We start from the raw sequence: 22,986 nt of genomic DNA on the forward strand, positions 1-22,986 counted from the left end.
CACGCTATAATTAAAGGGCTTATTGGGCTTTGCCTCCACATGAAAGGTGCCACGTGACTGTTTCTTCCCGTTCCTCTGAGAATCTCCAAGCGTATTCTGATGCTACGGAGCTTGCTAAGCATCGGGTTCCAGAACTGAAAAAAATCGCTTCAAACCTTGGTTTATCATTGCCTGCCAAAGCTGTCAAGGCTGCCTATATTGAGGCGATTGTCGAACATGTAGCTTCCGCTGGTGTCCAAGCAGAAACTTCTGTTGAGGAGCCAAAAAATAAGAAAGCATCAGCGACGAAAGCTTCTGCGAAAACTGCTACACCGGTCGTCAAAGCAGCTAAAGATGGAAGTGAAGACGACGAGATCGTAGAAGATGACGAATCCCTTACTTCGCCAGATGAACCTGACACGCTTGATGAAGAAGAAGTCGAAATCGATGTCGATCTCGATGTTTCGGATGATGATGCTGACGATGAATCTGATGAAGATTTAGAGGAAGAATCTGACGAGAGCGCGGATGATACTGAAGCAGAAGCTGAGACAACGTCGAAGCGTTCTGGTGCCTTCATCGTCCGCGACTCAGATGATACAGATGAACCAGTCCAGCGTGTTCATGTTGCCGGCGCGACGGCCGATCCAGTTAAGGACTACCTTAAGCAAATCGGTAAGGTAGCGTTGCTGAACGCTGAGGAAGAAGTTGAGCTCGCAAAGCGCATCGAAGCTGGTCTGTTTGCACAACATATCCTCGATACCACTACTATCGAAGATACGCGTAAGCGCCGTGAGTTAGAAATTATTTCGCGTGATGGGCATAAAGCGAAGAATCACCTTCTCGAGGCAAATCTGCGTCTGGTCGTTTCCCTCGCAAAGCGTTACACCGGTCGCGGTATGCTTTTCCTTGATCTTATCCAGGAAGGTAATCTTGGTCTGGTACGTGCGGTCGAGAAGTTCGATTATGCCAAAGGGTATAAGTTTTCCACCTATGCAACTTGGTGGATCCGCCAGGCGATCACTCGTGCTATGGCTGATCAAGCACGTACCATACGTATTCCTGTCCACATGGTTGAAGTTATTAACAAACTTGCCCGTGTTCAACGCCAAATGCTCCAAGATCTCGGACGAGAACCGACTGTTGAAGAACTTGCTCACGAACTTGATATGACTGAGGATAAAGTTGTGGAAGTTCAAAAGTATGGTCGTGAACCTATTTCGCTCCACACTCCACTGGGCGAAGATGGGGACTCAGAATTTGGTGATTTAATCGAGGATTCTGAAGCTGTTGTTCCAGCTGATGCCGTAGGCTTTACGCTTTTGCAAGAGCAACTTCACCAAGTACTTGATACGTTATCGGAACGTGAAGCAGGTGTGGTTTCGATGCGCTTTGGTCTGACCGACGGTCAGCCAAAGACCCTTGACGAAATTGGCAAGGTTTATGGCGTTACTCGTGAACGTATCCGACAAATTGAGTCTAAGACGATGTCTAAACTTCGCCACCCGTCGCGCTCTCAAGTGTTGCGTGACTATTTAGATTAATCTCGATCATTTACGAATGGGAGCGGGCGTGCCATGGGCGTGCCCGCTCCCATTCGCATGGATACACTACATCTCCATGCCGATTAATTGCATGCTGTGCAAATAGTTCGCCCTGAGACTCAGCGTTGACATAATGACGGAATAACTCAGCACAGATAAGTGCATCGGGTAAAGCACGATGCAAGACAGGAGTTTCGATGCCTAATCGGCTGGCTAGCGCACCCAACGAGTGTGATCCTTCCGGACAATAAATTCGAGACTGATCCATAGTACATACGGCGTGATGACGCTCCAGATTTAATGGCTGACCACTACGAGCACTCTCTGCATTGAGAAAACGCAGATCAAAAGGAGCATTGTGAGCTACAATGATGCGCTGATCAAGCAATTGAACAACCTGGGGAATAAGCCACGTAAAAGCGGGTGCTGAAGTGACGTCAGCATCGCAAATGCGGTGGATGTCGGTAGCTGTAACCGGCATTTGGGGATTGACTAGAGAAGTGAAAAAAGATTCTTGAGCGAAATTTGCATCGAGTAAGACAATACCTATATCAATGACACGGTTCTGTTGTGGATCCAGACCGGTAGTTTCCACGTCGATAACAGCATACTTCATACCGAACTCCTTCTCCCCATGCCCGCTAGCACATAGTTCCAGACTACGGCGATTTTGCCTGACGCGAAAGTCGCGCTCCGAGTACTGACTTATGTCGAGAAACATGGCACTATTGGGGACATGACAACAATGACTGAAGAAACAATGTGCCCTACCTTGACAGCTGCTGATCGCTGTGATGCGTGCGGTGCACAAGCATACGTTCGTGTCGATCTTGAATCAGGCCAACTGATGTTTTGTGCACATCACGGGCGCAAGTACAGTGCGAAACTCAATGAGGTTGCTGTGTCCATCGTCGATGAAACACAAACATTAGCCAAGTAATAGAGACATAAGGATAGGGCACGTGCGAGATAATTCGCACGTGCCCTATCCTCTTCTTCAAGGAAGAACAGCTAAGATAGCTAACGTGCCACAGACCAAAGAAGAATACACAGCTCGTCACCTCTCCATCCTCGAGGGGTTAGAAGCCGTACGCAAGCGCCCAGGAATGTACATCGGATCGACTGATTCGCGTGGTCTTATGCATTGTGCGTGGGAGATTATCGATAATGCTGTTGATGAGGCCACAGAAGGGTATGCAGACCAGATTTCGATAACGTTATACCCGGATAAATCCGTTGAAGTTATTGACAATGGGCGTGGTATCCCAGTTGATGAAGTTCCCGGAACTGGCATGTCTGGTGTCGAAGTGGTCTATACCAAGCTCCACGCTGGCGGCAAGTTCGGCGGTGGATCATACTCTGCATCCGGTGGTCTGCACGGGGTGGGCGCATCCGTAGTTAATGCATTATCTCAGCGCCTTGACGTGACAGTCAAACGGCACGGCAAAACGCATGAAATTTCCTTCCAACGTGGCGAATCCGGAACCTTTAAGGACGATGGCGAACCGAGTGCGCAAGCAAAGTTTATGCCGGCTACTAGCGAATCAAGTCTGCGAGTTACCGGTAAAGCCGGCAAAAAAGAGACTGGTACTCGCGTTCGGTATTGGTATGATCCGCAAATCTTTCCAGCAGATTCTCAATTCTCCTACGAATCGCTTGTTGAACGTGTACGCGAAAAAGCGTTCTTGGTGCCCGGGTTAACGGTTCGTATTAGGGATGTCCGTGGCGAAGAACCAGTTGAAGAAGAATTCACTTACGATGGCGGAGTGGTCGATTTCGTAGAATTCCTAGCAACTGATCCAGCCGTGACCTCAACAATGCACTTGACTGGAGAAGGCTCTTTCACTGAGACAATCCAAGTTTTGGATAAAAAGAGTGGACATTTGACGTCTTCTGAGGTTGAACGCGTATGTGGTGTAGATATTGCACTCCGGTGGGGAAGTGGTTACGACACGATTGAAGAGTCGTTCGTCAATATTATCGCAACTCCTAAGGGTGGAAGTCATGTGGCAGGCTTTGAGCAGGGGCTCGTCAAAGTCGTGCGTAATGCCATCGAGCAAAAGACACGACAGCTCAAGGTGACCTCACGGGATGCACGTATCGAAAAAGACGATATTCTTGCCGGCCTTAGTGCAGTGGTGGCAGTGCGTTTCCCAGAGCCTCAATTCGAGGGACAAACCAAAGAAATTCTTGGCACTGCACCTATCCGTGGGATCGTTGCCAAAGTTGTTGAAACTGAGCTGAGTGCCATCCTCGCTTCGACTAAGCGAGACCAAAAAACCGAGAATTCGCGTCTGTTGGAGAAAGTTGTTGCCGAGATGCGGGCTCGGGTAGCCGCTCGCACTCAAAAAGAGATCTCGCGTCGTAAAAACGCGTTAGAGACATCCTCATTGCCCGCGAAACTTGCTGATTGTCGTTCTGAAGATGTTGAACGTTCGGAGTTGTTTATCGTTGAGGGAGATTCGGCACTTGGAACTGCGAAATTGGCACGAAATTCAGAATTCCAGGCATTACTTCCGATTCGTGGAAAAATCTTGAATGTACAGAAAGCTTCTCCGGCCGACATCTTGAAGAACCAAGAAGTTTCGTCGATCATCCAAGTCATTGGTGCTGGATCAGGTCGTACTTTCGATTTGGAAGCTGCACGGTATGGCAAGATCATTTTTATGACTGATGCCGATGTTGATGGTGCACACATACGTACCCTTCTTTTAACACTCTTCTTCCGATACATGCGTCCGCTCGTTGAAGCAGGACGTGTCTACGCTGCAGTGCCTCCTTTACACCGTATCGAGGTGTCTGGGCAAGGAAGGCGTAAAGGTGAATACATCTATACCTATTCAGATGCTCAGTTGCGTCAAGAACTTACCAAACTCGAACGGTCAAAGCGAAGCTACAAAGAACCTATCCAACGTTATAAAGGTCTGGGCGAGATGGATGCCGACCAGTTGGCCGAAACGACGATGGATCCAGAACATCGGTCGTTGCGTCGAATCTCCATGGCAGACGAAGCAGCCCTGCGCTACGCAGAGGAAACCTTCGAATTATTGATGGGTTCAGAAGTCGCTCCACGTAAAGAGTTCATTGTTGAAGGTGCTTCGCATATTTCACGTGACCAGATAGACGCCTGAGAAGCTAGAATAACAGTTATGCACTCTTCTGCAATGCCACCACTACGGAGTAGGTCATTTTCTGAACGTATAGATGCTCCAGAAGTTGTCCGAGTCCCAGGGACTCATCTGGGGCTGACGTGGCGTGCTCTGGAGGCTCAAGATCTACCTGCAGTAGTAGATTTGATGGAAAGCTCCCATGATTCTCCATTGGGTATTTTGCCTGTATCGCCACGGACTGTGCAATTGTGGTTCGACGAATTTCTTTCGCAGTCGCAATCGTCTGATCTGCTCAGCGGCTGGGATGGGCAGAACAAACTTCAAGCGGTTGCGTGGGTGCGCGTTAACGTCAAACCACTTTCGGAATTACAAGCTGAGGTCTCTGCAGTAGTTCGCCCAGAATGGGTGGGGCGCGGAATCGGCCGTTCACTTCTAGAATGGCAAGACGATCGGGCACGCCAGCTTCTCGCACACTATCCATCCGAACTTCCAGTATCGATCCGAGCTTTATCGTGCGAAAACAACACTGGTAGGCGGCGGTTGCTGGCAGCTGGTGGTTACTCGCCTATCAGCTATATTAGTCACGTATCGACACCGACTCACAGTTTACATGTCGAGCTCAGTAAACGTGCTCGAGCTCGGCTTGCAGAACAGGGCTTTTCTCTTATTCCTTATACCCCCGAGGTTAATACCGAACTCCGCCGCCTCCATAACCGTCTTATTTTGGCTTTAGAGCGTTATCAGCCATTGTCGGGTAGTGCTTGGCAAGCAAAACTTATGCGTGCAGATCAGGTTTTCTCTTCGCTGCTTATCAAAGAAAATCAACTTGTGGGGTATACGCTAGCAGAGCGTGTCCCAGAGACGTCAACATTGCGTATCTATTATTACGGCATTGAACAAAACCTCCGCCATCAGGGTGTCGGAACTGATCTGATCCTCAGCGTCTTGGGTCCAGCTTACGAAGAAAATATTAAGTTTGTAGGAGCTCCAGTGGTTAGCAGGAGCGGAAAGATTCCAGCTTCTTTGCTCAATTACGGTTTTACATTGGCTATGCGTGAGATCGTTTATTCAATGGATATCTCATGAAAAATTCAAAAAACTGGACTTGGACGGAACTCCACAGCAGTCATTTGCCCTTGTTAGTTAAGTTAATTTCTGCGATTGAGGACTTCGACGAGGCTCCGATCCGAACTGCCGAATCTGAAATCATGACGTATTTTGATGATTCGCATGTCTGGAAAGCACAAGGGGCTTGGGACGGTCAAACCTTGATAGCGTTCGGTCTTGCCCGTGCTCCGCAGATTGGTAGCGGAGATTCCACTATTACATTGTCGGGTGGCGTCTTACCACACTGGCGTTCTCAGGGTTTGGGAGCTGAACTTCTTGAACGCCAGATCCGGGTCGCGCGAGATATCGCGCAAAACCTCGCTTCTCTTTCGCCCCGAGCCTTGCTATATATCGAGTCTGATTACCAAAACTTCAGTCAATTAGCTCTCGCCCGTGGTTTTACCCGCCAAGCGACGTTTGTTCAAGTCCGGGGGAGAACTCAGTCGACTTACCAGTTGCCGGACATCTCAGAATACGTCAAGATACATCCACTAGGTGATGGACACATCGATGATATCCGCCGAATACATAACGCAACGGTCGCAGAATCGCCATTATTTGACGTCCACTCGGTAGATTCTTGGACTGCAAGTTTGGCACATTTGGACCGTGAATGGTGTCTGGTTGCCTATGATACGTTTGGTGACCGCCCCCGCGTCGTGGGCTATCTTCTTGCTTCAGTTTTCACCAGTGTCATCGATGGGCAAGAAACTGCCGATGCCTACATCGATGAGGTCGTTGTTGTACCCCAGTGGAGAGATTCAGGTGTCGGTTCAGCATTAGTCTATACTGCGTTGCAGAATTTTCATGTCGCTGGATATCCGGCAGTTGTGGCAGATGTTGCGGTTTATGATCCGCAAGGAACACCATTTGCTGATATTTTCGACGTTAACGATTTTGTTGAACTCGGCCGTACCCACGTTATGGCACTGAACCTCTGATTCTGAGAACTATTCCATACCATTATTTGCCAGGCATAGAGTCAGTCACCCAATCGCGCTGACGATATCTACCAAGGGACTACCGGAAGCATCGCGTCGTTCATCAATCTCAGGTAGTTCAACTGGTTTACCTTCAACAGTTACCGCTCGCGCAGGAAGTTGCCCAATCCATGCGTGGCTGAGAATATCTTCACCGCGGAGGAATCGTTGTGCGCGAACACCTCCAGTGCCGCGGCCCTTAGCAGGGTAGCGGTCTAGTGGAGTGATTTTTGCACTTCCTGCTACAGTCCCGGGCAAAGCTTGCGAAGAACCAGCAATGGTGACCACACCGTGTGCAGCAAGATCGTCTGCTGGAACAACACCTAGTGCAATAACCGATGCTCCATCGCTGACCCGCATTCCTGCCACACCTTGGCCAGCTCGACCTTGTGGGCGTACTGCTGAAGCATCAAAACGTAACAGTTGACCATCTGAGGTGACAAGAACGAGCACATCACTATCGCCGGAAATATTGGCTCCGACGATGCGGTCATTGTCCATTAACGTCATAACGTCAAATTGGCTCTTATTCGGTGGATCTAGCACGACTCGTTTAATCTTTCCGGCCGCAGTGGCTAAGGTCAAGACGCGCTCTTGTTCTTTGAGACTAATAATCATGAGTGGCGTTTCATCTTTAGCCAGCAACAACAGTTCGCTCAATAATGTACCAGCCGATAAACTTGGCGCATTTTGGGTATCGGGGATTGCCGGAACGTCGACGACGTTGAGCCGGTGAACGTTGCCTGCGCTGGTGACAACTCCGATATCACTGAGATTTGTGGTTTCGACGATTGCGCCAATGGCATCGTGTGCTGCTCGCGGACCTTCACGGCGTATCGGTTCACCATCGACAATGCGTGCGATACGTCCAGTAGCCGAAAGGATTACCCGACACGGATCATCCGTAATCTTTAGCTTCGGCCCGTTGTTTTTATTCGGCTGGGCAACTGCGTCAGCTTCGAGGAGCACTGTGCGACGCGGCGTGCCATATTCGCGTGCTACATCGGCCAGCTCAGTAGAGATGAGCATGCGCATACGCTCATCTGAACGCAAAATGTCGGTGAGCTCAGTAATGGTTTCGTTAAGTGAATCGCGTTCAGATTCTAGTTCGATTTGGGAGAATTTTGTGAGCCTGCGCAATCGCAGTTCGAGAATATAATCGGCTTGAGCTTGAGAGAGGTCGAAAATACTCATCAAACGCGAAGCAGCAGTGGCAGAATCTTCCGAAGAACGAATAACCGCGATAACCTCGTCGATATCGACGATAGCAATCAACAAACCTCCAACAAGGTGCAGGCGGTCTTGTGCCTTACGCAAGCGGAACTCACATCGACGTCGGGTAACATTGCGTCGATGCGTTAAAAAGACTTCGAGAATTTCTTTCAATCCCATGGTTCGAGGCTGACCGTCAACCAGGGCAACATTGTTGATGCCGAAGGATTCTTCCAACGGTGTGTGCTGGTAGAGCGCAGCCAGCACAGCTTCCGGATTGAACGCGTTCTTAACCTCAACCACCAAGCGAGTACCGTGATGTCGATCGGTGAGGTTTTGTACTCCTGAAATACCTTGAAGCTTCTTCGATGAGACCCCGTCCTTGATTTTTTCAATGATCTTTTCCGGGCCGGTGAGATAGGGGAGCTCAGTGAAAATAATGCCCTTTTTGCGTGGCGTAATATTTTCAATATGTGCAGTGGCACGGGTACGGAAAATACCTCGACCAGTTTCGTAAGCCTGGCGAATACCTTCCAAGCCCACAATCTTGCCGCCTTCGGGAAGATCTGGTCCGGGAATATAGCGCATCAATTCATCAAGACTAGCTTCTGGCTTTTCTAGCAAGAACCGAGCGCCGGCGATCACTTCAACTAAATTGTGCGGTGCCATGTTAGTAGCCATACCAACGGCAATTCCGGAAGATCCGTTAACTAGCAGACTCGGAATAGCAGCTGGAAGTACTTCAGGTTCCATGTAGGTGTTGTCATAGTTGGAGATCATGTCCACGACGTCTTCACCCAGTGATGCCGTCATCGCCAACGCAGCAGGGGCCATACGGACTTCGGTGTAACGTGGTGCTGCCGGACCATCGTCGGGCGAACCGAAGTTACCGTGACCGTCAACAAAGGGAAGACGCAATGAAAAGTCTTGTGCCAAGCGAACCATGGCATCATAAATCGCCGAATCTCCGTGCGGATGCAGACGGCCCATCACATCGCCCACAACACGTGAAGATTTCACGTGACCACGGTCAGGTTTCAACCCCATCTGATCCATTTGGAACAAGATGCGACGCTGGACGGGTTTGAGGCCATCCCGAGCATCTGGTAGTGCGCGCGAATAAATTACTGAGTAGGAGTATTCCAGGAAAGAATTCCGCATCTCAGCTGAGACATCAATATCGGTAATGTTTTCGTTTCGCGTAGCTACCATTGTTCTATTATCCCAAGAATATGGGGGTTTATGATTGTGGCACACACATAAAATCTGGTGATAAAGGCAACCCAGATGGCTATAGGCGCTTGCGAGTGGAACAATATAACTGATGAATAACGATCGACGGAGTGAGTTCCTCAACGCCCTGCAGGTTTTTGTGCCACCAGGGTCGTTTGTTGTAGACGACGTTGTTGAGTTGCTTGGCGATGAAGAAATCTGGGCGTTTTATGTACGTCCGGAAACGATTTTCGACGCAGATTCGGTCTATGAACGGATCGTCGTTTTCCTTGCAACGCCCCGTCGGCTTGTACTGATGTACACCGATACCAGTTACGAGATGAGTAGCGCGGGGGAGTTAGTGACTACCTTGCAAGCTATTGGTTTTGATTCCATCAAGGAATACCATGTTGTCAAACGACGTCATCTGGAGGGCGATCATGCTGGGGAACTTAACTCTTTAACGTTGCGGTTGCGGTGGGGTTCGGCGTTTACCCAGGATTTACAGCCCGCGGCGTGCGATGATCCTGCCTGTACGAACGATCACGGGTATGTTGGTGTGACAACCAACGAGGATTTCCAGATGTTTCTGGATGAACGCCACGACGGCCAATACTTCGCGCAAGGAGTGGATTTTGTGCGTACGTTAGTTTCGATTTTAGGACAGCGTTGATGACTATCTTTCCTGGTGCTACATTGCCTGGTGCGGCACGCCTAGACCAGGTGCTGCCAGCGGCGCTAGACGCAGTCGGCTTGCGCCCTGACACTGATGCACGAGCCGCGCTGAATCTGCCGTCAGCGCCACGGGTATGTGTAGTGATGGTTGACGGCTTGGGTTTCTATAATCTTGCCGACCGGTTGGGACACGCGCCGGCGTTACGTTCGATGGGAATTGGCGAACCGATCACTACGGTTGTTCCCTCAACGACGGCGGCCGGAATTACGTCGTTTGGCACCGGGTTACGCCCAGGAATGACGGCGATGACTGGCTATTCGTTACGGGTTCCGCATACGGATCGGAGTTTTTCGCTGATCAAATGGCCAGATAGTGGCACTCGAGTGGAGCACTGGCAAACTCAACCGACGCTCTTTGAAGATTTAGGTGACTATGCAAACGAAGCGGTCACTATCCAACCGAAGAAGTTCCAAGGATCGGGACTTTCTTATGCGGCGTTGCGTGGAGCACGGGCACTATACGGGCAAACGCTTGAGGAACGTATGCAGCTAGCTGCGTGTTCGTTGGCGTCAAATGCTCGGTGCGCCTATGTGTATTGGGGTGAGATCGATGCAGCTGGGCACAAGAACGGGTGGTGTTCAGATGCGTGGATTGGGCAGTTAGAAATCTTCGACGCTGGGATTTCCTTGTTGCGTCGTCTGCTTCCGAACGGAACCTTGCTGGTTATTACCGCAGACCACGGTATGATTGATGTCACGGAACGTTTTGATATTGCACAAATGCCTGTCTTAAATAAGGGGGTCGACGTCGTTGCTGGCGAACCTCGCGCAGTCCATCTGTATACTCCGCAACCGCAGGACGTTCTTGATCGCTGGCGTAACCATGTTGGAGATCAGGCATGGATAGTATCTAAAGATGAGCTGATTGATTCCGGCCTCATCGGGCAGACTCGGGATTTTACCCGGCAAACAATTGGTGATGTTATTGTTTTCGCGCGTGGGACTCACGTCTATGTTGATTCCCGGGTACAGTCGAGTACAGCTATTGGATTGATCGGAGTCCATGGCTCGTTAACGGAGAATGAAATGTCTATCCCGCTTATTGTGGAGGTTATCTGATGGCTGAACTCGTGTTCTTTTCTGGCACGATGGATTGCGGTAAGTCTACTTTGGCGCTACAAACGGCCTATAACTATCAGCAGCGTGGGTTAGTTGGCATTATTTTTGCGATGAATGACCGAGCTGGTGTAGGAAAACTGTCATCTCGGCTTGGCCTTGAAACTGACGCTATCGAAGTAACTCCGACCACTAATTTCTGGCACGTTGTCGTCCAAGCTCGCCAAGCAGGCGAGCGGGTAGATTTTATCATTTGCGACGAAGTGCAGTTTTATTCGCGCAACCAAGTTGACCAACTTGCCCGGATCGTCGATGAGATGGAGATTAGTGTCTGGGGTTTTGGAATTACTACCGATTTCCTCACCCGGCTTTTCCCTGGCTCGGCCCGTATGTTGGAATTGGCTGATCGAGTAGAGCGACTCCAAGTTGAGGCACTGTGCTGGTGTGGCAAACGTGCAACGCACAATGCGCGTACAATCAATGGCTTTATGGTCACTGAAGGTGAGCAGGTGGTAGTTGGCGATACGAAGCAAGATGAAGTCGTTGGCTATGAAGTCTTGTGTCGGTATCACCATATGCGAGCCATGACAGCGCGTAGTGCGCATGCTTCTGAGATTTCTCCGGGCACGCTGCGGCTAGATGGAGTACACGACTAGCCCGTCCGTCACTCTAAGCTAGAGCCATGTATTCATTCGATTTTGAGAATTATTCATTCTTTAGGCGAGCCGAAAACAATCTCATCCCAGGACGGCATCGATGGGCGATTACGCCGGCGCTTCGGGGATTTGGTGTGCTCAAGTGCTTTCTTCCCTAAGGGGAGGGCGCCTTCCTCGGTTGAATCAGCAGTAGGTGCAGTTCCTGAAGAACCAATTTCGTCCGGGGATTCAACAGGCGAAGGACGCTTAGGAAGTTCTAGCACGGTTGCATCACGGGTTGCTTGACTGTCAGAAGCAGCTGGATGCGCACCCTCAATAAAATCTTCGCCGGGCATTTGGCGTGCTTTCCCACGTTGCGAATCAAGCGAAGCTAGCATGTCATCAATGGAAGGCGTACCAGCTGATGCCGGCTGGGCGTCCATCGCGGTTACCTTCGGTGCTGATGGGGCCTGTTGTGATCCGTCCGCACTCGTTTCCACCACGGGAGTGTTAAGTGGGCGCCACGGAGACGTAGGTGCCGGAATTTGAGTTTCTGTAAGCCACAATGCTTCATCATTCGTCGCCTCAACAGAATGAGAACGCATGTTGATGATCCATGATGCATGATGTTCAGTCTCTGAAATCGTATAACGAGCTGAGAGCACCCACGGATTTCCTGAAGAACGTGTGGCATCCCAAGTAATGTCAGTGGACAATACTCCACGTGGGATCAGACGCGAAATAACAATTTCTTCGATCGTCATACTGCCAGCTTCTCCGCTCTGGCGGAAGCTCCGGGCTCGCTGTGCGGTATATTCGCGTTCAGCAAAAATTGGGTGGGCAAATGTTGAGATCTGCGACGCTGGTAGAGCCGAGAGCTCACTGACCTCCGCAATAGACATTCCGGCACGAATATGAGCTTGTATTTCTCGCGGCGAAATAGGTTGTGGTTCTTCGTCAGACCGGGGTGGTACTGTGGTGTCCTTACGCAAAGCCGCGCGTAGGGAGTCAGTAATTGGCAAAATATAGCGGTTTCCGTCAGCGTCATTTAGGGACAGTTGGTTACCATCGGGATGTACCCCCAATAGTTCAAGCTCGATCATTCGTCCTCCTCATACATCTATAAGAGTGCCATTATTTGATAGTTTTATGTCGGATAAATGGCGGTGTGTTGGCAAACCCACCACAACCCCAGAAAAATTCGTATGGCTTTCCTCTTGTTAAATCATTCTGGAAGTGGTACAACATGGGGGAAAGAACGCGCAAATTCACGTTAGGACAAACGATTCATGGCAACTGATTACGACGCCCCTCGCAAGCAAGACGAGGAACTCAAGGAAGACTCCCTTGAGCAATTAGGTGCGCGCCGCTCAGATCACCAATCAAACTCAGTGGACGAAGACGAAACTGAAGCTGCTGAGGGCTTTGAGCTACCGGGAGCCGACCTATCCAATGTTGAACTATCTGTTGCTGTGGTCCCGCCACAGGATGATGAGTTCACGTGCTCGAGTTGCTTCCTCGTACACCACAGGTCTCAATTGGCATACGAAGAAAACGGTTTGCCCGTATGTACAGAGTGTGCTTCCTAAGCCCTGATAGAATAGACTCGCCGAAATTTTCGGCGAGTTTTTTCTTACTTTTAACTTCATGCCAAGGAGACTGAGAAATGGGTTGGTTCTCTCGAAAGACGAAGACGGTAGCGGATACGGATCCATTCACAGACAGTGAGTCGTCTAATGTTCTGACCGGGCCGTTTGATCACGCAGATCACCTAGCCCAAGGCGATTTACTCGACGCTGGTTCGCTATGGATTCCCGCTGTTCCGGAAGCGAAGATTCAGTTCTCGGTAGATCAACAGAAGAAGACTGTCCTTGGCGTTGTTTATTTGATCGATGATTCTGCAATGCAACTGCAAGTCTTTGCCGCTCCACGTTCAACTGGAATATGGCACGATGTGCGATTAGACATGATCACATCTATTGCCCAGCAGGGGGGCTCGTCCACTGAGGTTGAAGGTGATTTCGGAAAAGAGCTCCGGGCCCAAGTCCCAGTACCGCAGTCCCAGCGTTTGGCACCACATCGATTCCTCGGGGTTGATGGACCGCGTTGGCTTTTGCGTATCACTCTTTATGGTCGCGCAGGCTCAGATGACGCCAAAGCAGCCCAGCTATTGGAAATCGCAAAGAAGGTAGTTGTGGTTCGTGGCAACACTCCGCATCCGCCACGTGAACTCCTCGAACTGCATGTGCCGCACATCTCCAACGGTCGCGAAGTATAGTGCAGAACCGAATTTTGAGTGTCACGGGTATCGTCACGGCAATGACCTATCCGGGCTACCAATCGCGTCCGGAAGTCACTGTCACAGTTGACGTCGAGGGCACAGCTTTACAGCTTGTTTTCCAGTCTCGGCGCACGGTGAATTGCATCGATATTGGTCAGGTGATGAAAGTGCAAGGTGCAGTAGTTAAGCGCCGTGGTGTGCCATGTATATATAACCCGATCTACACGATTGTGAGGGGCCATGATGCCTGAAAAGAAAACCGCACTGTCTGCCATTACTGCCACCGAATTCGACGCCATGGCGGCGATAGGTGGGGTACGCGGAATTTGCGAATCTGTTTTTCCTACGCTTGTATTTCTTATCATTTACGCAGTTTTCCACGGAATAGAAATCGCTGCCGGGGTGTCAATAGCGGCTGCAGTGGTGGCTATAGTTGGACGCCTGATTTCACGAATAGATCCTTCACCTGCTGTGGGTGGGCTTGGAGCTGTTGTAATTTCAGCGGTCATGGCTTGGCGGACCGGCCAGGCAGCAGACTTTTTCGTGTGGGGGCTTATTGTTAATGTGGCATATTTGGGAGCTTTATTAACGTCCATCCTTGTGCGTTGGCCGTTATTAGGTGTGTTGATTGGTGCTATCCGTGGCCAAGGTACCTTATGGCGAAAGCATCGCCCGACTTTACGTCGCTACTATAGCGTTACGTGGATGTGGGCTGGCTTGTTCGCGTTACGGGCGGCGGTACAATTACCTCTTTATTTTTCCGGAGCAACAAACGCGTTAGGAATTGCGAAACTCGGCATGGGAATCCCACTATTCGCGTTAGTTGCCTGGCTCTCCTGGCTTATGATTCGTCAACTCGATCCGATTGTGGATCCAGCAGTGGTTGAGTAGAAATCAAGTTGTTGAGCTCGTCTAACGTCGAATCATCTTCTACGTTGCTGATAATCACGAGCTGATCAGCGACGTCGAATGTCAGATCGTCGTCAGCAACTAATGCAGTACCGTCGCGCAATACTGCCACTAAGAGGTAATCGGGTGGTAAAACCAGATCGCCTACCATTGTTCCGACGATAGGTGCATCTTGAGCGATCTGCCCTTGATACATTGAAGCTTGAGTTTCAATGAAGTCAAGCTTACGAGCAAAGGTACCGTCACCAACCGCGTCTTCAATCAAATTCGTCATGATTCGTGGCGTAGACACTGCCACATCCACACCCCAAGACTCGTCAAAAAGCCATTCATTGGCTGGGTTATTGACTCGTGCGATAACCCGCGGAATACCAAATTCAGTTTTTGCGAGCAATGACAGTACGAGATTTGCTTTGTCATCGCCAGTGGCCGCTACCACAATATCAGTGTCACTCATGCCCACGTGGCCTAAAGTATCGAGTTCACAAACATCACCGAGGATCCAATCAGCTGCGGGCACGCTCGCCACCCGCATAGCCTGCGGTGATCGATCAACGATATATATGGCATGACCACGACTGGCGAGTTCACGAGCAATAGAACGGCCAACTGAACCTGCGCCGCCAATGAGAACTTTCATCGATGTTCCTCCTGAACTTCATGATTCATAATTCGTTGAACAGCGTGAGTACGTTGTTGCGATACCAAAAGCCATAAGTCATCGCCGTCTTGCAGTATCGTGTCTGGTTGCGGGAATAACGCTTCGTTGTTGCGCCCGATATAAGCTACTCGTGAATCAGTAATACGTTGAATGTTAGCAACGTCCATGCCATACCAAGACTCGTCAATATCAACCCAAACAAGAGTAACCCCGTAACGTGAATCCGTATGCTCAACATGTGGCCCGTGCGCAATCAATTCACGAAGCATCTGATCAGCACTCCAAGTTACCGGAGTCACAGTATCGATTCCAAGTCTGTTGAAGATCCCGGCACGCTCAGAGTCATAAATCCGCGCAACGACGTTCTTTACTCCGAAGGTGTCACGTACCACCCGAGCTGCAATAATATTTGAGTTATCGCCCGAGGAAACAGCAGCGAATCCATGTGCATCCTCAATACCAGCTTGCCGGAGAGCGTCTCGATCAAATCCGAGACCAGTAACCTGCTGGCCGTCAAAATCAGACGGTAGCCTGCGGAAAGAATCTGAATTAGCATCAATAATCGCCACTGAATGTCCGCGTTTTTCTAAACTCACAGCTAAAGTCGATCCGACTCTGCCGCAGCCCATAATGACAAAATGCACGATGAGAACGCCACCTTACTTTGTGTTTGCGCGTAACCTTGTGTGTGATGAAACAAAGTAACACGAGTTCTTTAGCTATTTCGCAGACTGCGTCGATCACCTTGATCGGGTTAGCAGTCTTGACGACTCCTATGCTCATTCTACGGTCTGCTTCGTCGGCAATCACGGGATCAGAGATTTCTCTTGTTTTTTCTTTAGGATTGGCCGGTTTTGGAGTAACACTGTATGCATTGCACTTACTGACCGTGGTGGTCCCGCGCAGATCTTTGCACCAAATTGCCCATACCTATATTGGTGGATGGGCTGGCATTGTGGTCGCTGCGGCAAAGATTTTGGCGTATGCATTATTGATTATGATGGGTGTCGATCTGCTCACAATTGGTGTAGTAGCAATTATTGGTCAGGGCGTGTGGTCGATCTGGTTGCCTCCAGTAGCCATTGCGCTTTTGGCTGTTCCAAGTCTCTATGCTCGCTTGCAGACTCCAGTGACAATGGTTCGCTGGTTAACCTACATCGGCATCGGCGGATTGATTGTGGTACTGGTTGCGGGTTTATTGCAAGAGGCCTTCGGCCTATTCGACTTTGACGCCATTAACGAGGCACGTAATGAAGCTTTCACCTCGGCACCCGTGATTAGCCATTATTTCCCCAGAGTCGATAGCGCATTGGGAGCGCTATTTCCATCTGGCTTACTGGTGATTATGTCTGAGCGAGTTATGGTCCCTGCCGAACAGCGCAGAGTTGGTTTGCGCACCCATTTACGGACCTTTATTCCTGCGTTCTTTTTAATTTCGCTGACGCTGTATTTCGCTGTTGTTTTATATCTACCTGGGCGGCGTCTATCAGTTCCAGCCATACCAATTGCTACCGCGTTATTTGGATTTTATGGAACTGTTGTTATGGCAGTATTGGTGAGTCTAGTAGGTTTGGCTGCAAGTTATGTCGCCTATCGGCAGTTACCTCGATTGATTCGTGATCTAGCTATAGATTCGTTGTTGCCGCGTCGGTTAGCTGCTCGCGACGCAGTCCGTCCACGCAAAGCTATCGTCCTTGTTATCGGGTTTTTGGCCACGACGGCGACTGTGGTTTTGGACTCAACCCGAGCTTTGGCTACTGTGACGATTTTTATTCTCTGCGCGATTATGCTGATGACGTCGATTGCAATGATTTATCGGTCGCGTTCGATTCTTAACGACTCTACGAATGCTAGTGAACGTTCAGCAGCACATATTGTGCAATGGATCTTCATTGCCTATGGCTTGGTAGTTTTTTCGACACTGATTCTCATCTCGTGGATTCATCCTGAGTGGAGTTTATCGTCGGTCTTACTGCTGATCGTGCCAGGGGTGTTTTTGTGGGCTCATCGGCGGGGGCAAAATCGGCGTTCTGATGCTTTAGCAGTTGGAATGGATGGCACATCCAGTAGCTTGCCGACCCGTGTTCACGGTCTTGTACTCATCGAACGGTGCAATCAACCAGCTTTGAAAGCTGTTTCGTGGGCGCGCGCAACGAGATTGTCTTCACTATCTGCGGTATTGATCGACGTTGATTCGGCGCTTACTCGCCGTACGCGAGACCAGTGGAGTGCCTCGCGAATTCCCGTGTCGTTGACTATTTTAGGTACTCCGCGTGGAGCTGTGCGTGGGCCCTTTATCGAACATGTGCGGGCGTTACGGAAGTTCCACCCGCACGATGTTATTCAGGTTTTTATTCCGCAGGTTTTGGAGACTGGCTGGTGGGACCGCTTCTATGTTCGGCATTCAACGCCTAAAATTATCTCGGAATTAAAACTTGAGCCGGGTGTTATGGTTACTGAGGTACCATACCGTATTGATGTCTCTACCTGGAACGTCGATGACAGTTATGAAGAAAATTATGGAGGCGGGTCAGACGATGTCTACACTCAGGATTGAAATTACCGATATTGCCCACGGCGGGCTCGGCGTTGGTCGCGATGATAACCGGGTTGTGTTTGTCCGCGGAGCTTTGCCTGGTGAGACCGTCGATGTCGAACTGACAAAAGAGCGCTCAAAGTGGGCTCGGGGAGTAGTTGCCGACGTCGTCGTTCCAAGTCCCTATCGCGTCCCAGTGGCATGGATGGAAGGTTCGGCGCTCGTCACTGGCGCTGCAGACTTCTCACATGCTGAGCTGTCATATCAACGACAACTAAAAACCAATGTCCTCACTTCTGCTATCCGCAGGGTCGGCGGAAGTGAGATAACTGAACATCTTGCTGAGGTAAACATATCGCCAGAGATTTCGGCAGTAGATGCAACCGACGGATGGCACACACGCACTCGCGCGGATTTGGTAAAACTTCCACAGGGTTTCGGTATGCACCGCGAGCAATCGCACGATATCGTGCCGATATCGGAATTGCCGATTGTTGTACCTGACTTAGAAGAAATGATTTTTGAGCTCGATTGGGACCGTACATTTAAGCCAGGTAAGCGGGTGCGTTTTGTTGCTCCTTCGACCGGTGAAAACATCGCAATTAGTGACGGCAAGGCGTACTCCGCACCTGGGCGACGTGCGGATAATGACATACTAGAAACCGTTGCTAGTCACAGCGAATTTTTCGATTATCATGTTGCTGCTGACGGGTTTTGGCAGGTTCATTTCCGTGCTCCAGGTGTTTTGCAACGCGAAGTGTTGTCACATGCAAATGTTCAGCACGGTGATTCAGTTCTCGAACTTTTTTCTGGTGCTGGTCTTTTCTCGGTACCATTGGCGAAGGCCACTGGCTCTACCGGCAAGCTCTTAGGCATTGAGGGCTCCTCGCGTGCAGTGGCAGATGCACTAAAGAATCTGGGTGGTATGAAGTGGGCAACTGCTCGTGCCGAGCAGATTAAGGATGATCTGCCGGTGGGCACCGCGGATGTGATCGTAGCCGATCCACCACGCAATGGACTCGGGGTAGAGCTAGCCACCAACATCGCTTCGAGCGATGCGCGGTCAATCGTGTTAGTTTCTTGTGATCCAGCTTCGGCTGCTCGCGATGTCGCGGCAATGCTGAAAGCTGGCCGCAAAGTACAGTCGATGAACGGATTCGATATCTTCCCGCACACTCACCATCTTGAGGTTGTTACGTCGCTGGCATAACTATCCCATAACTCGGGTCTTTGCCCCGTAAGGTTGAGCTATCTGACGAAGAAATGGTGGATGCATTTTATGGCACACAAAGTAGTACTGGTCACCGGTGCAAGTTCCGGATTTGGTGAAGTAGCGGTAGAAAAGCTACTGAGCAGGGGATACGTGGTCTATGCTGCAGCGCGACGCGTCGAACGGATGGCTAAACTCGAGGAACTCGGTGCGAAGCTACTGAAGATGGACGTCACGTCGCAGGATGATGTAACTGCTGGTATTAAAACCATCATTGACAATGAAGGTAGCATCTATGGTCTTGTGAATAATGCTGGCTATGGCGGCTTTGGCATGTTGGAGAGCGTGAGCTTATCTGAAGCGCAGCGACAGTTTGACGTCAATGTTTTCGGACTTGTGCGCGTTACGAAAGAAGTTTTGCCATATATGCGTGCGGCTGGCGACGGGCGTATTGTTAATGTTGCTTCAGTAGTTGGCAAAGTTGCTTTGCCCATGGGTGGCTGGTATTCATCGTCGAAGCATGCGGTTGAAGCATTGAGTGATTCGCTACGCAACGAAGTGCGTGATTTTGGAATCCGTGTCTCGATAATCGAACCAGGTCCAGTGCAAACGGAGTTTCTTGAGCGCGCCTTGGAAGTTGTCGATAGTGTTGATCACCATGCTGACTATATGTCTAAGGTTGAGGCTTTCAAGACTTCATTTTCCCGCGGATATGAATCAGCTGATGGTCCAGAACTTACAGCAAATGCGATTGTTCATGCCATTAGTGGAGACAAACCAAAGATTCGCTATGCGGTGAGTGGAGCTAAACCGGTACTACTCGCAAAAGCAATTTTGCCGACTGTTGTGTTCGACCACTTCATCAAACGTGCGATGGGGATGAGTCGTTAGATTCAGTCCTGCGACATATGGGGACATTTAATCGTCAAAACATAACAATCTGTCTTGTATTGTGGAATGGTTTTGAGATTGAAGTGTTCATATAGTGGAACAATGCTGTTTCGTGGTGGACGATCGGAGATTTTTGCTGTTAGAGTGAAGCTACCAAAACGACCTTGGTGACTGGCGGTTCGAGTTGAATTAACAACGTGAAGCCAAGGTTATGATTATCGTCCGTCTGGGTACATTTCGTTATTGAGATGTACCCATTTTTTGTTTGTGGAGGAAAAGTGAAAAAAATTGGCATCGTCATGGGAAGTGACAGCGATCTGCCGGTTATCGAAAAAGCAATTCACTATCTACAACAATCCGGAGTCGAATTTACGGTTAACGTTTTTTCGGCTCATCGAACCCCTGATGAAGCCCTATCGTTTGCTCGACATGCAAAAGACAACGGTTATGGTGTCATCATCGCAGCGGCTGGAATGGCCGCTCACCTCGCGGGCGTTCTTGCAGCGAACACCGTGTTGCCTGTTATCGGAATTCCATGCACCTCAAAAACCCTTGATGGCATGGATGCGCTATTGTCCACCGTTCAGATGCCTCCAGGTATCCCGGTGGCCACAGTAGCCATTGACGGAGCAAAGAATGCTGCAATTCTTGCCTGCCAGATTTTGGCTGTCAGTGATGAACATATCGCTCAAATGCTAACGGAACAGCGTAGGGCTGATTCTCATAATGTTTTAGCGAAAAATATGACAATTTCCACCATATATTCAACCAAGTAATAACCCAATCATGAAGGAATAATGATGGCTAAAACACTCGTATATTCAGGCAAGACCAAGAACGTTTTCGCGCTCGAAAATGGCAACTATGAACTGAAGTTCAAAGACGATGTCACCGGTAAGGATGGAGTCTTTGATCCAGGCGAGAACTCCATAGGTCTGACCATCGACGGCGTCGGTGCGATTAACTTGAAGATGACCACCTTGTTCTTTGAGATCTTGCAACAGAAAGGCATCAAGACCCACTTCGTTTCTACCAACTTTGACGAGACTACAATGGAAGTCATTCCGGCCACGACCTTTGGTAAAGGACTGGAGGTTATCTGCCGCTACAAAGCCGTTGGTAGCTTCCACCGTCGTTACTCTGAATACGTTGAACTCGGCGCAGATCTGCCAGCATACGTTGAGATGACTTTTAAGAACGATGCAAAAGGCGATCCACTCGTCACTAAGGATGCCCTCGAAGTCCTCGGTGTGATGACTGCCGAACAATACGATGCTGTTAAGGAGATGACGCAGCGAATCACCCGTGTAGTTGCCGACGAAATGAATGATCGCGGATTGGACCTCTACGACATTAAATTCGAGTTTGGCTACGACAAAGATGGCGAAGTAATCCTTATCGATGAAATCGCTTCTGGCAACATGCGGGTATACAAGGACGGCGTTTACGTCGAGCCGTTGGAGCTCAACAAGCTTTTCTTTGCCGCAAAGTAAGGTCATTTAAATGGGCGGTCTGTTTGCTCTCACGTCAGCCAAGGATGTTCAAGAGGATATCTTTTTTGGCACGGATTACCACAGCCATTTAGGGAACTATCGGGCTGGTTTGGTGGTGTGGGATTCGGAAATGGGATTCCAGCGCGAAATCCACAACATTCAACGAGATTCGTTTCGGTCGCGTTTTGCGAACTTCCTCCAAGGCTCACGCGGACAATCAGGCATCGGGTGTATAGCTGATGATGCACCTTCTCCGTTAATCATTTCATCTCACCTAGGGACGTATGCAATCTGTTTTGTTGGTGCGATTACTAACAGTGCGCAGCTACGTGGCGAATTACTACGTGAAAAAGGTGTGCTGTTTAATGCACATAGTCAGGGGAGAATTAATCCAACCGAAATACTTTCAGCTCTGATTAATATGAAAGATTCTTTCGAAGAAGGCATAGTTTACGCTCAGTCGAAGATCGAAGGATCGTGTAATCTCGCGATTTTGCTTGCGGACGGTTCATTGATCGTTGGCCGTGACAAGCACGGACGGCTACCAATGATTATCGGTCGTGACGACGACGGACACGCAGTGAGTTTCGAATCGTTCTCTTTCGAGAAACTTGGATATCGCTATGTCAGTGAGCTTGGTCCGCATGAGGTCGCAAAGGTCACCCCGCAAGGAGTAGAGCAACTCATACCGCCGCGCGAAGAAATGAAGATCTGCTCGTTCTTGTGGAACTATTACGGATACCCAACATCGACCTATGAAAACGTCAATGTTGAAATCATGCGTAACCGCAACGGTGAGATCCTTGCCAAGAACGAAACAGATCAGACCCTCTTTGAGCGCCTCGACTACGTGTGTGGAGTGCCTGACTCTGGCACTCCACACGCGATGGGGTACGCGTTCGAATCAAAAGTTAAATTCGCACGTTGTTATATCAAGTACACGCCAACCTGGTCGCGTAGTTTCTTGCCACATCTGCAAGGATCGCGCAACGAGATTGCGAAGATGAAACAGGTACCTATCAAGGAGCTCATCAATGCGAAAAACATTTTGTTTGTTGACGATTCGATTGTTCGCGGTACCCAGCTTCGGGAGACGGTGGAATTCTTAAAAGAGAACGGTGCACAAGAAGTGCATATGCGTTCTGCTTGCCCGCCAATGATGTACACCTGTAAGTTCTTGAACTTCTCGGTCAGTACAAGCGAAAACGATCTGATTACGCGACGCATTATTCAGCAACTCGAAGGTCCGGAAGGGCTTGAACATATTGAAGAATATGCCGACCAGCACACCGAACGTGGTAAACGCTTGCGCGAGGTATTAGCTGAACAGTTCAATTTTGACAGTGTCGAGTTTCAGTCTCTTGAAGGCATTGTTGAAGCTATTGGACTCAACCCGAATAGTTTGTGTACCTATTGTTGGAGCGGAAAAGAATAA

23 protein-coding genes and 1 riboswitch are annotated in these 22,986 nt (G+C 49.6%); of the genes, 18 read left to right on the top strand and 5 right to left on the bottom strand.

The annotated features are described in order from the left end of the window. Positions 1–53: 53 nt before the first annotated feature. Positions 54–1,523 (top strand): RNA polymerase sigma factor, encoded by a 1,470-nt coding sequence (locus JTE88_RS03865; RefSeq protein WP_204425516.1) that lies wholly within the window; start codon positions 54–56, stop codon positions 1,521–1,523. 10 nt (positions 1,524–1,533) lie between these two features. On the opposite strand, the gene JTE88_RS03870 is transcribed toward JTE88_RS03865, so the two are convergent. Next, entirely contained in the window at positions 1,534–2,139 is a 606-nt protein-coding gene (locus tag JTE88_RS03870) for a 3'-5' exonuclease (protein WP_204425517.1), read from the bottom strand. 120 nt (positions 2,140–2,259) lie between these two features. Between JTE88_RS03870 and JTE88_RS03875 the strand changes: the two genes are divergently transcribed. The 4 genes from JTE88_RS03875 to JTE88_RS03890 all read left to right on the top strand — a co-directional run bounded on the left by JTE88_RS03875 (position 2,260) and on the right by JTE88_RS03890 (position 6,681). Next, positions 2,260–2,463, top strand: a complete 204-nt coding sequence (locus JTE88_RS03875; protein ID WP_204425518.1) for a DUF7455 domain-containing protein — start codon at positions 2,260–2,262, stop codon at positions 2,461–2,463. An 85-nt stretch (positions 2,464–2,548) separates the two neighbouring features. Further along, positions 2,549–4,654 carry a DNA gyrase/topoisomerase IV subunit B gene (locus JTE88_RS03880; RefSeq protein ID WP_204425749.1) on the top strand — a complete coding sequence of 702 codons (2,106 nt, stop codon included), beginning with the start codon at positions 2,549–2,551 and terminating at the stop codon, positions 4,652–4,654. 18 nt (positions 4,655–4,672) lie between these two features. Beyond that, positions 4,673–5,719, top strand: coding sequence for a GNAT family N-acetyltransferase (locus JTE88_RS03885; RefSeq protein WP_204425519.1), 1,047 nt, complete (start codon positions 4,673–4,675; stop codon positions 5,717–5,719). Continuing rightward, the gene (locus JTE88_RS03890; protein ID WP_204425520.1) at positions 5,716–6,681 is read left to right on the top strand and encodes a GNAT family N-acetyltransferase; all 966 of its coding nucleotides are present in this window, start codon (positions 5,716–5,718) and stop codon (positions 6,679–6,681) included. Before JTE88_RS03885 ends, JTE88_RS03890 begins: the two co-directional genes overlap by 4 nt. 45 nt (positions 6,682–6,726) lie before the next feature. Here JTE88_RS03890 and JTE88_RS03895 read toward each other — a convergent pair whose 3' ends face one another. After that, on the bottom strand, positions 6,727–9,144 hold the full coding sequence (locus JTE88_RS03895) for a DNA gyrase/topoisomerase IV subunit A (protein ID WP_204425521.1): 2,418 nt from the start codon (positions 9,142–9,144) through the stop codon (positions 6,727–6,729). A gap of 112 nt (positions 9,145–9,256) precedes the next feature. Here JTE88_RS03895 and JTE88_RS03900 point away from each other — a divergent pair, with 112 nt between their 5' ends. From JTE88_RS03900 to JTE88_RS03910, 3 genes are read left to right on the top strand one after another with little or no spacing between them, the layout of a single operon-like run. Next, positions 9,257–9,817 carry a DUF5998 family protein gene (locus JTE88_RS03900; RefSeq protein ID WP_204425522.1) on the top strand — a complete coding sequence of 187 codons (561 nt, stop codon included), beginning with the start codon at positions 9,257–9,259 and terminating at the stop codon, positions 9,815–9,817. Beyond that, the gene (locus tag JTE88_RS03905; RefSeq protein ID WP_204425529.1) at positions 9,817–10,938 is read left to right on the top strand and encodes an alkaline phosphatase family protein; all 1,122 of its coding nucleotides are present in this window, start codon (positions 9,817–9,819) and stop codon (positions 10,936–10,938) included. Before JTE88_RS03900 ends, JTE88_RS03905 begins: the two co-directional genes overlap by 1 nt. Continuing rightward, positions 10,938–11,591, top strand: coding sequence for a thymidine kinase (locus JTE88_RS03910; protein ID WP_204425530.1), 654 nt, complete (start codon positions 10,938–10,940; stop codon positions 11,589–11,591). The genes JTE88_RS03905 and JTE88_RS03910 overlap by 1 nt, the downstream gene beginning before the upstream one ends. A 53-nt stretch (positions 11,592–11,644) precedes the next feature. Here the strand turns inward: JTE88_RS03910 and sepH are convergent, their stop codons facing one another. Then, a complete protein-coding gene (sepH, locus tag JTE88_RS03915; RefSeq protein ID WP_204425531.1) occupies positions 11,645–12,673 on the bottom strand; it encodes a septation protein SepH in 1,029 nt (342 codons plus the stop codon). A gap of 186 nt (positions 12,674–12,859) precedes the next feature. Between sepH and JTE88_RS03920 the strand changes: the two genes are divergently transcribed. The 4 genes from JTE88_RS03920 (at position 12,860) to JTE88_RS03935 (ending at position 14,742) form a co-directional block, all read left to right on the top strand. Next, the gene (locus JTE88_RS03920) at positions 12,860–13,159 is read left to right on the top strand and encodes a DUF4193 domain-containing protein (protein WP_204425532.1); all 300 of its coding nucleotides are present in this window, start codon (positions 12,860–12,862) and stop codon (positions 13,157–13,159) included. Between the two features lie 77 nt (positions 13,160–13,236). After that, entirely contained in the window at positions 13,237–13,848 is a 612-nt protein-coding gene (locus JTE88_RS03925) for a DUF3710 domain-containing protein (RefSeq protein ID WP_204425533.1), read from the top strand. After that, positions 13,848–14,102 (top strand): hypothetical protein, encoded by a 255-nt coding sequence (locus JTE88_RS03930; RefSeq protein WP_204425534.1) that lies wholly within the window; start codon positions 13,848–13,850, stop codon positions 14,100–14,102. The genes JTE88_RS03925 and JTE88_RS03930 overlap by 1 nt, the downstream gene beginning before the upstream one ends. Next, on the top strand, positions 14,095–14,742 hold the full coding sequence (locus tag JTE88_RS03935; RefSeq protein WP_204425536.1) for a DUF3159 domain-containing protein: 648 nt from the start codon (positions 14,095–14,097) through the stop codon (positions 14,740–14,742). The genes JTE88_RS03930 and JTE88_RS03935 overlap by 8 nt, the downstream gene beginning before the upstream one ends. On the opposite strand, the gene JTE88_RS03940 is transcribed toward JTE88_RS03935, so the two are convergent. Both JTE88_RS03940 and JTE88_RS03945 read right to left on the bottom strand, forming a co-directional pair. Beyond that, positions 14,693–15,400 (bottom strand): potassium channel family protein, encoded by a 708-nt coding sequence (locus JTE88_RS03940; protein WP_204425537.1) that lies wholly within the window; start codon positions 15,398–15,400, stop codon positions 14,693–14,695. The two genes, JTE88_RS03935 and JTE88_RS03940, sit on opposite strands and share 50 nt — an antisense overlap. After that, a complete protein-coding gene (locus tag JTE88_RS03945; protein WP_204425751.1) occupies positions 15,397–16,050 on the bottom strand; it encodes a potassium channel family protein in 654 nt (217 codons plus the stop codon). The genes JTE88_RS03940 and JTE88_RS03945 overlap by 4 nt, the downstream gene beginning before the upstream one ends. A gap of 62 nt (positions 16,051–16,112) precedes the next feature. Here JTE88_RS03945 and JTE88_RS03950 point away from each other — a divergent pair, with 62 nt between their 5' ends. The 6 genes from JTE88_RS03950 to JTE88_RS03975 all read left to right on the top strand — a co-directional run bounded on the left by JTE88_RS03950 (position 16,113) and on the right by JTE88_RS03975 (position 22,986). After that, the gene (locus JTE88_RS03950) at positions 16,113–17,978 is read left to right on the top strand and encodes an APC family permease (protein ID WP_204425538.1); all 1,866 of its coding nucleotides are present in this window, start codon (positions 16,113–16,115) and stop codon (positions 17,976–17,978) included. Continuing rightward, positions 17,959–19,167, top strand: coding sequence for a class I SAM-dependent RNA methyltransferase (locus tag JTE88_RS03955; protein WP_204425539.1), 1,209 nt, complete (start codon positions 17,959–17,961; stop codon positions 19,165–19,167). The genes JTE88_RS03950 and JTE88_RS03955 overlap by 20 nt, the downstream gene beginning before the upstream one ends. A gap of 69 nt (positions 19,168–19,236) precedes the next feature. Then, complete coding sequence (locus JTE88_RS03960) at positions 19,237–20,058, top strand: oxidoreductase (RefSeq protein WP_204425540.1); 822 nt, start codon at positions 19,237–19,239, stop codon at positions 20,056–20,058. 157 nt (positions 20,059–20,215) lie between these two features. Next, positions 20,216–20,297: riboswitch (ZMP/ZTP riboswitch) on the top strand. A gap of 39 nt (positions 20,298–20,336) precedes the next feature. After that, complete coding sequence (gene purE, locus JTE88_RS03965; protein WP_239519570.1) at positions 20,337–20,834, top strand: 5-(carboxyamino)imidazole ribonucleotide mutase; 498 nt, start codon at positions 20,337–20,339, stop codon at positions 20,832–20,834. A 24-nt stretch (positions 20,835–20,858) separates the two neighbouring features. Continuing rightward, positions 20,859–21,551 (top strand): phosphoribosylaminoimidazolesuccinocarboxamide synthase, encoded by a 693-nt coding sequence (locus tag JTE88_RS03970; protein WP_204425542.1) that lies wholly within the window; start codon positions 20,859–20,861, stop codon positions 21,549–21,551. A 10-nt stretch (positions 21,552–21,561) separates the two neighbouring features. Then, positions 21,562–22,986: an amidophosphoribosyltransferase gene (locus tag JTE88_RS03975; RefSeq protein WP_204425543.1), complete on the top strand. Its 1,425-nt coding sequence runs from the start codon at positions 21,562–21,564 to the stop codon at positions 22,984–22,986.

Source organism: Arcanobacterium phocisimile (genome assembly GCF_016904675.1).
GTDB lineage: Bacteria > Actinomycetota > Actinomycetes > Actinomycetales > Actinomycetaceae > Arcanobacterium > Arcanobacterium phocisimile.

Excerpts from the sequence above, each read along its gene's own strand:
- JTE88_RS03870 (WP_204425517.1), bottom strand. The coding sequence starts at position 2,139 with ATGAAGTATGCTGTTATCGACGTGGAAACTACCGGTCTGGATCCACAA.
- JTE88_RS03875 (WP_204425518.1), top strand. The coding sequence starts at position 2,260 with ATGACAACAATGACTGAAGAAACAATGTGCCCTACCTTGACAGCTGCT.
- JTE88_RS03885 (WP_204425519.1), top strand. The coding sequence starts at position 4,673 with ATGCACTCTTCTGCAATGCCACCACTACGGAGTAGGTCATTTTCTGAA.
- JTE88_RS03890 (WP_204425520.1), top strand. The coding sequence starts at position 5,716 with ATGAAAAATTCAAAAAACTGGACTTGGACGGAACTCCACAGCAGTCAT.
- JTE88_RS03895 (WP_204425521.1), bottom strand. The coding sequence starts at position 9,144 with ATGGTAGCTACGCGAAACGAAAACATTACCGATATTGATGTCTCAGCT.
- JTE88_RS03900 (WP_204425522.1), top strand. The coding sequence starts at position 9,257 with ATGAATAACGATCGACGGAGTGAGTTCCTCAACGCCCTGCAGGTTTTT.
- JTE88_RS03905 (WP_204425529.1), top strand. The coding sequence starts at position 9,817 with ATGACTATCTTTCCTGGTGCTACATTGCCTGGTGCGGCACGCCTAGAC.
- JTE88_RS03910 (WP_204425530.1), top strand. The coding sequence starts at position 10,938 with ATGGCTGAACTCGTGTTCTTTTCTGGCACGATGGATTGCGGTAAGTCT.
- sepH (WP_204425531.1), bottom strand. The coding sequence starts at position 12,673 with ATGATCGAGCTTGAACTATTGGGGGTACATCCCGATGGTAACCAACTG.
- JTE88_RS03920 (WP_204425532.1), top strand. The coding sequence starts at position 12,860 with ATGGCAACTGATTACGACGCCCCTCGCAAGCAAGACGAGGAACTCAAG.
- JTE88_RS03925 (WP_204425533.1), top strand. The coding sequence starts at position 13,237 with ATGGGTTGGTTCTCTCGAAAGACGAAGACGGTAGCGGATACGGATCCA.
- JTE88_RS03935 (WP_204425536.1), top strand. The coding sequence starts at position 14,095 with ATGCCTGAAAAGAAAACCGCACTGTCTGCCATTACTGCCACCGAATTC.
- JTE88_RS03940 (WP_204425537.1), bottom strand. The coding sequence starts at position 15,400 with ATGAAAGTTCTCATTGGCGGCGCAGGTTCAGTTGGCCGTTCTATTGCT.
- JTE88_RS03945 (WP_204425751.1), bottom strand. The coding sequence starts at position 16,050 with ATGGGCTGCGGCAGAGTCGGATCGACTTTAGCTGTGAGTTTAGAAAAA.
- JTE88_RS03950 (WP_204425538.1), top strand. The coding sequence starts at position 16,113 with ATGAAACAAAGTAACACGAGTTCTTTAGCTATTTCGCAGACTGCGTCG.
- JTE88_RS03955 (WP_204425539.1), top strand. The coding sequence starts at position 17,959 with ATGTCTACACTCAGGATTGAAATTACCGATATTGCCCACGGCGGGCTC.
- JTE88_RS03960 (WP_204425540.1), top strand. The coding sequence starts at position 19,237 with ATGGCACACAAAGTAGTACTGGTCACCGGTGCAAGTTCCGGATTTGGT.
- JTE88_RS03970 (WP_204425542.1), top strand. The coding sequence starts at position 20,859 with ATGGCTAAAACACTCGTATATTCAGGCAAGACCAAGAACGTTTTCGCG.
- JTE88_RS03975 (WP_204425543.1), top strand. The coding sequence starts at position 21,562 with ATGGGCGGTCTGTTTGCTCTCACGTCAGCCAAGGATGTTCAAGAGGAT.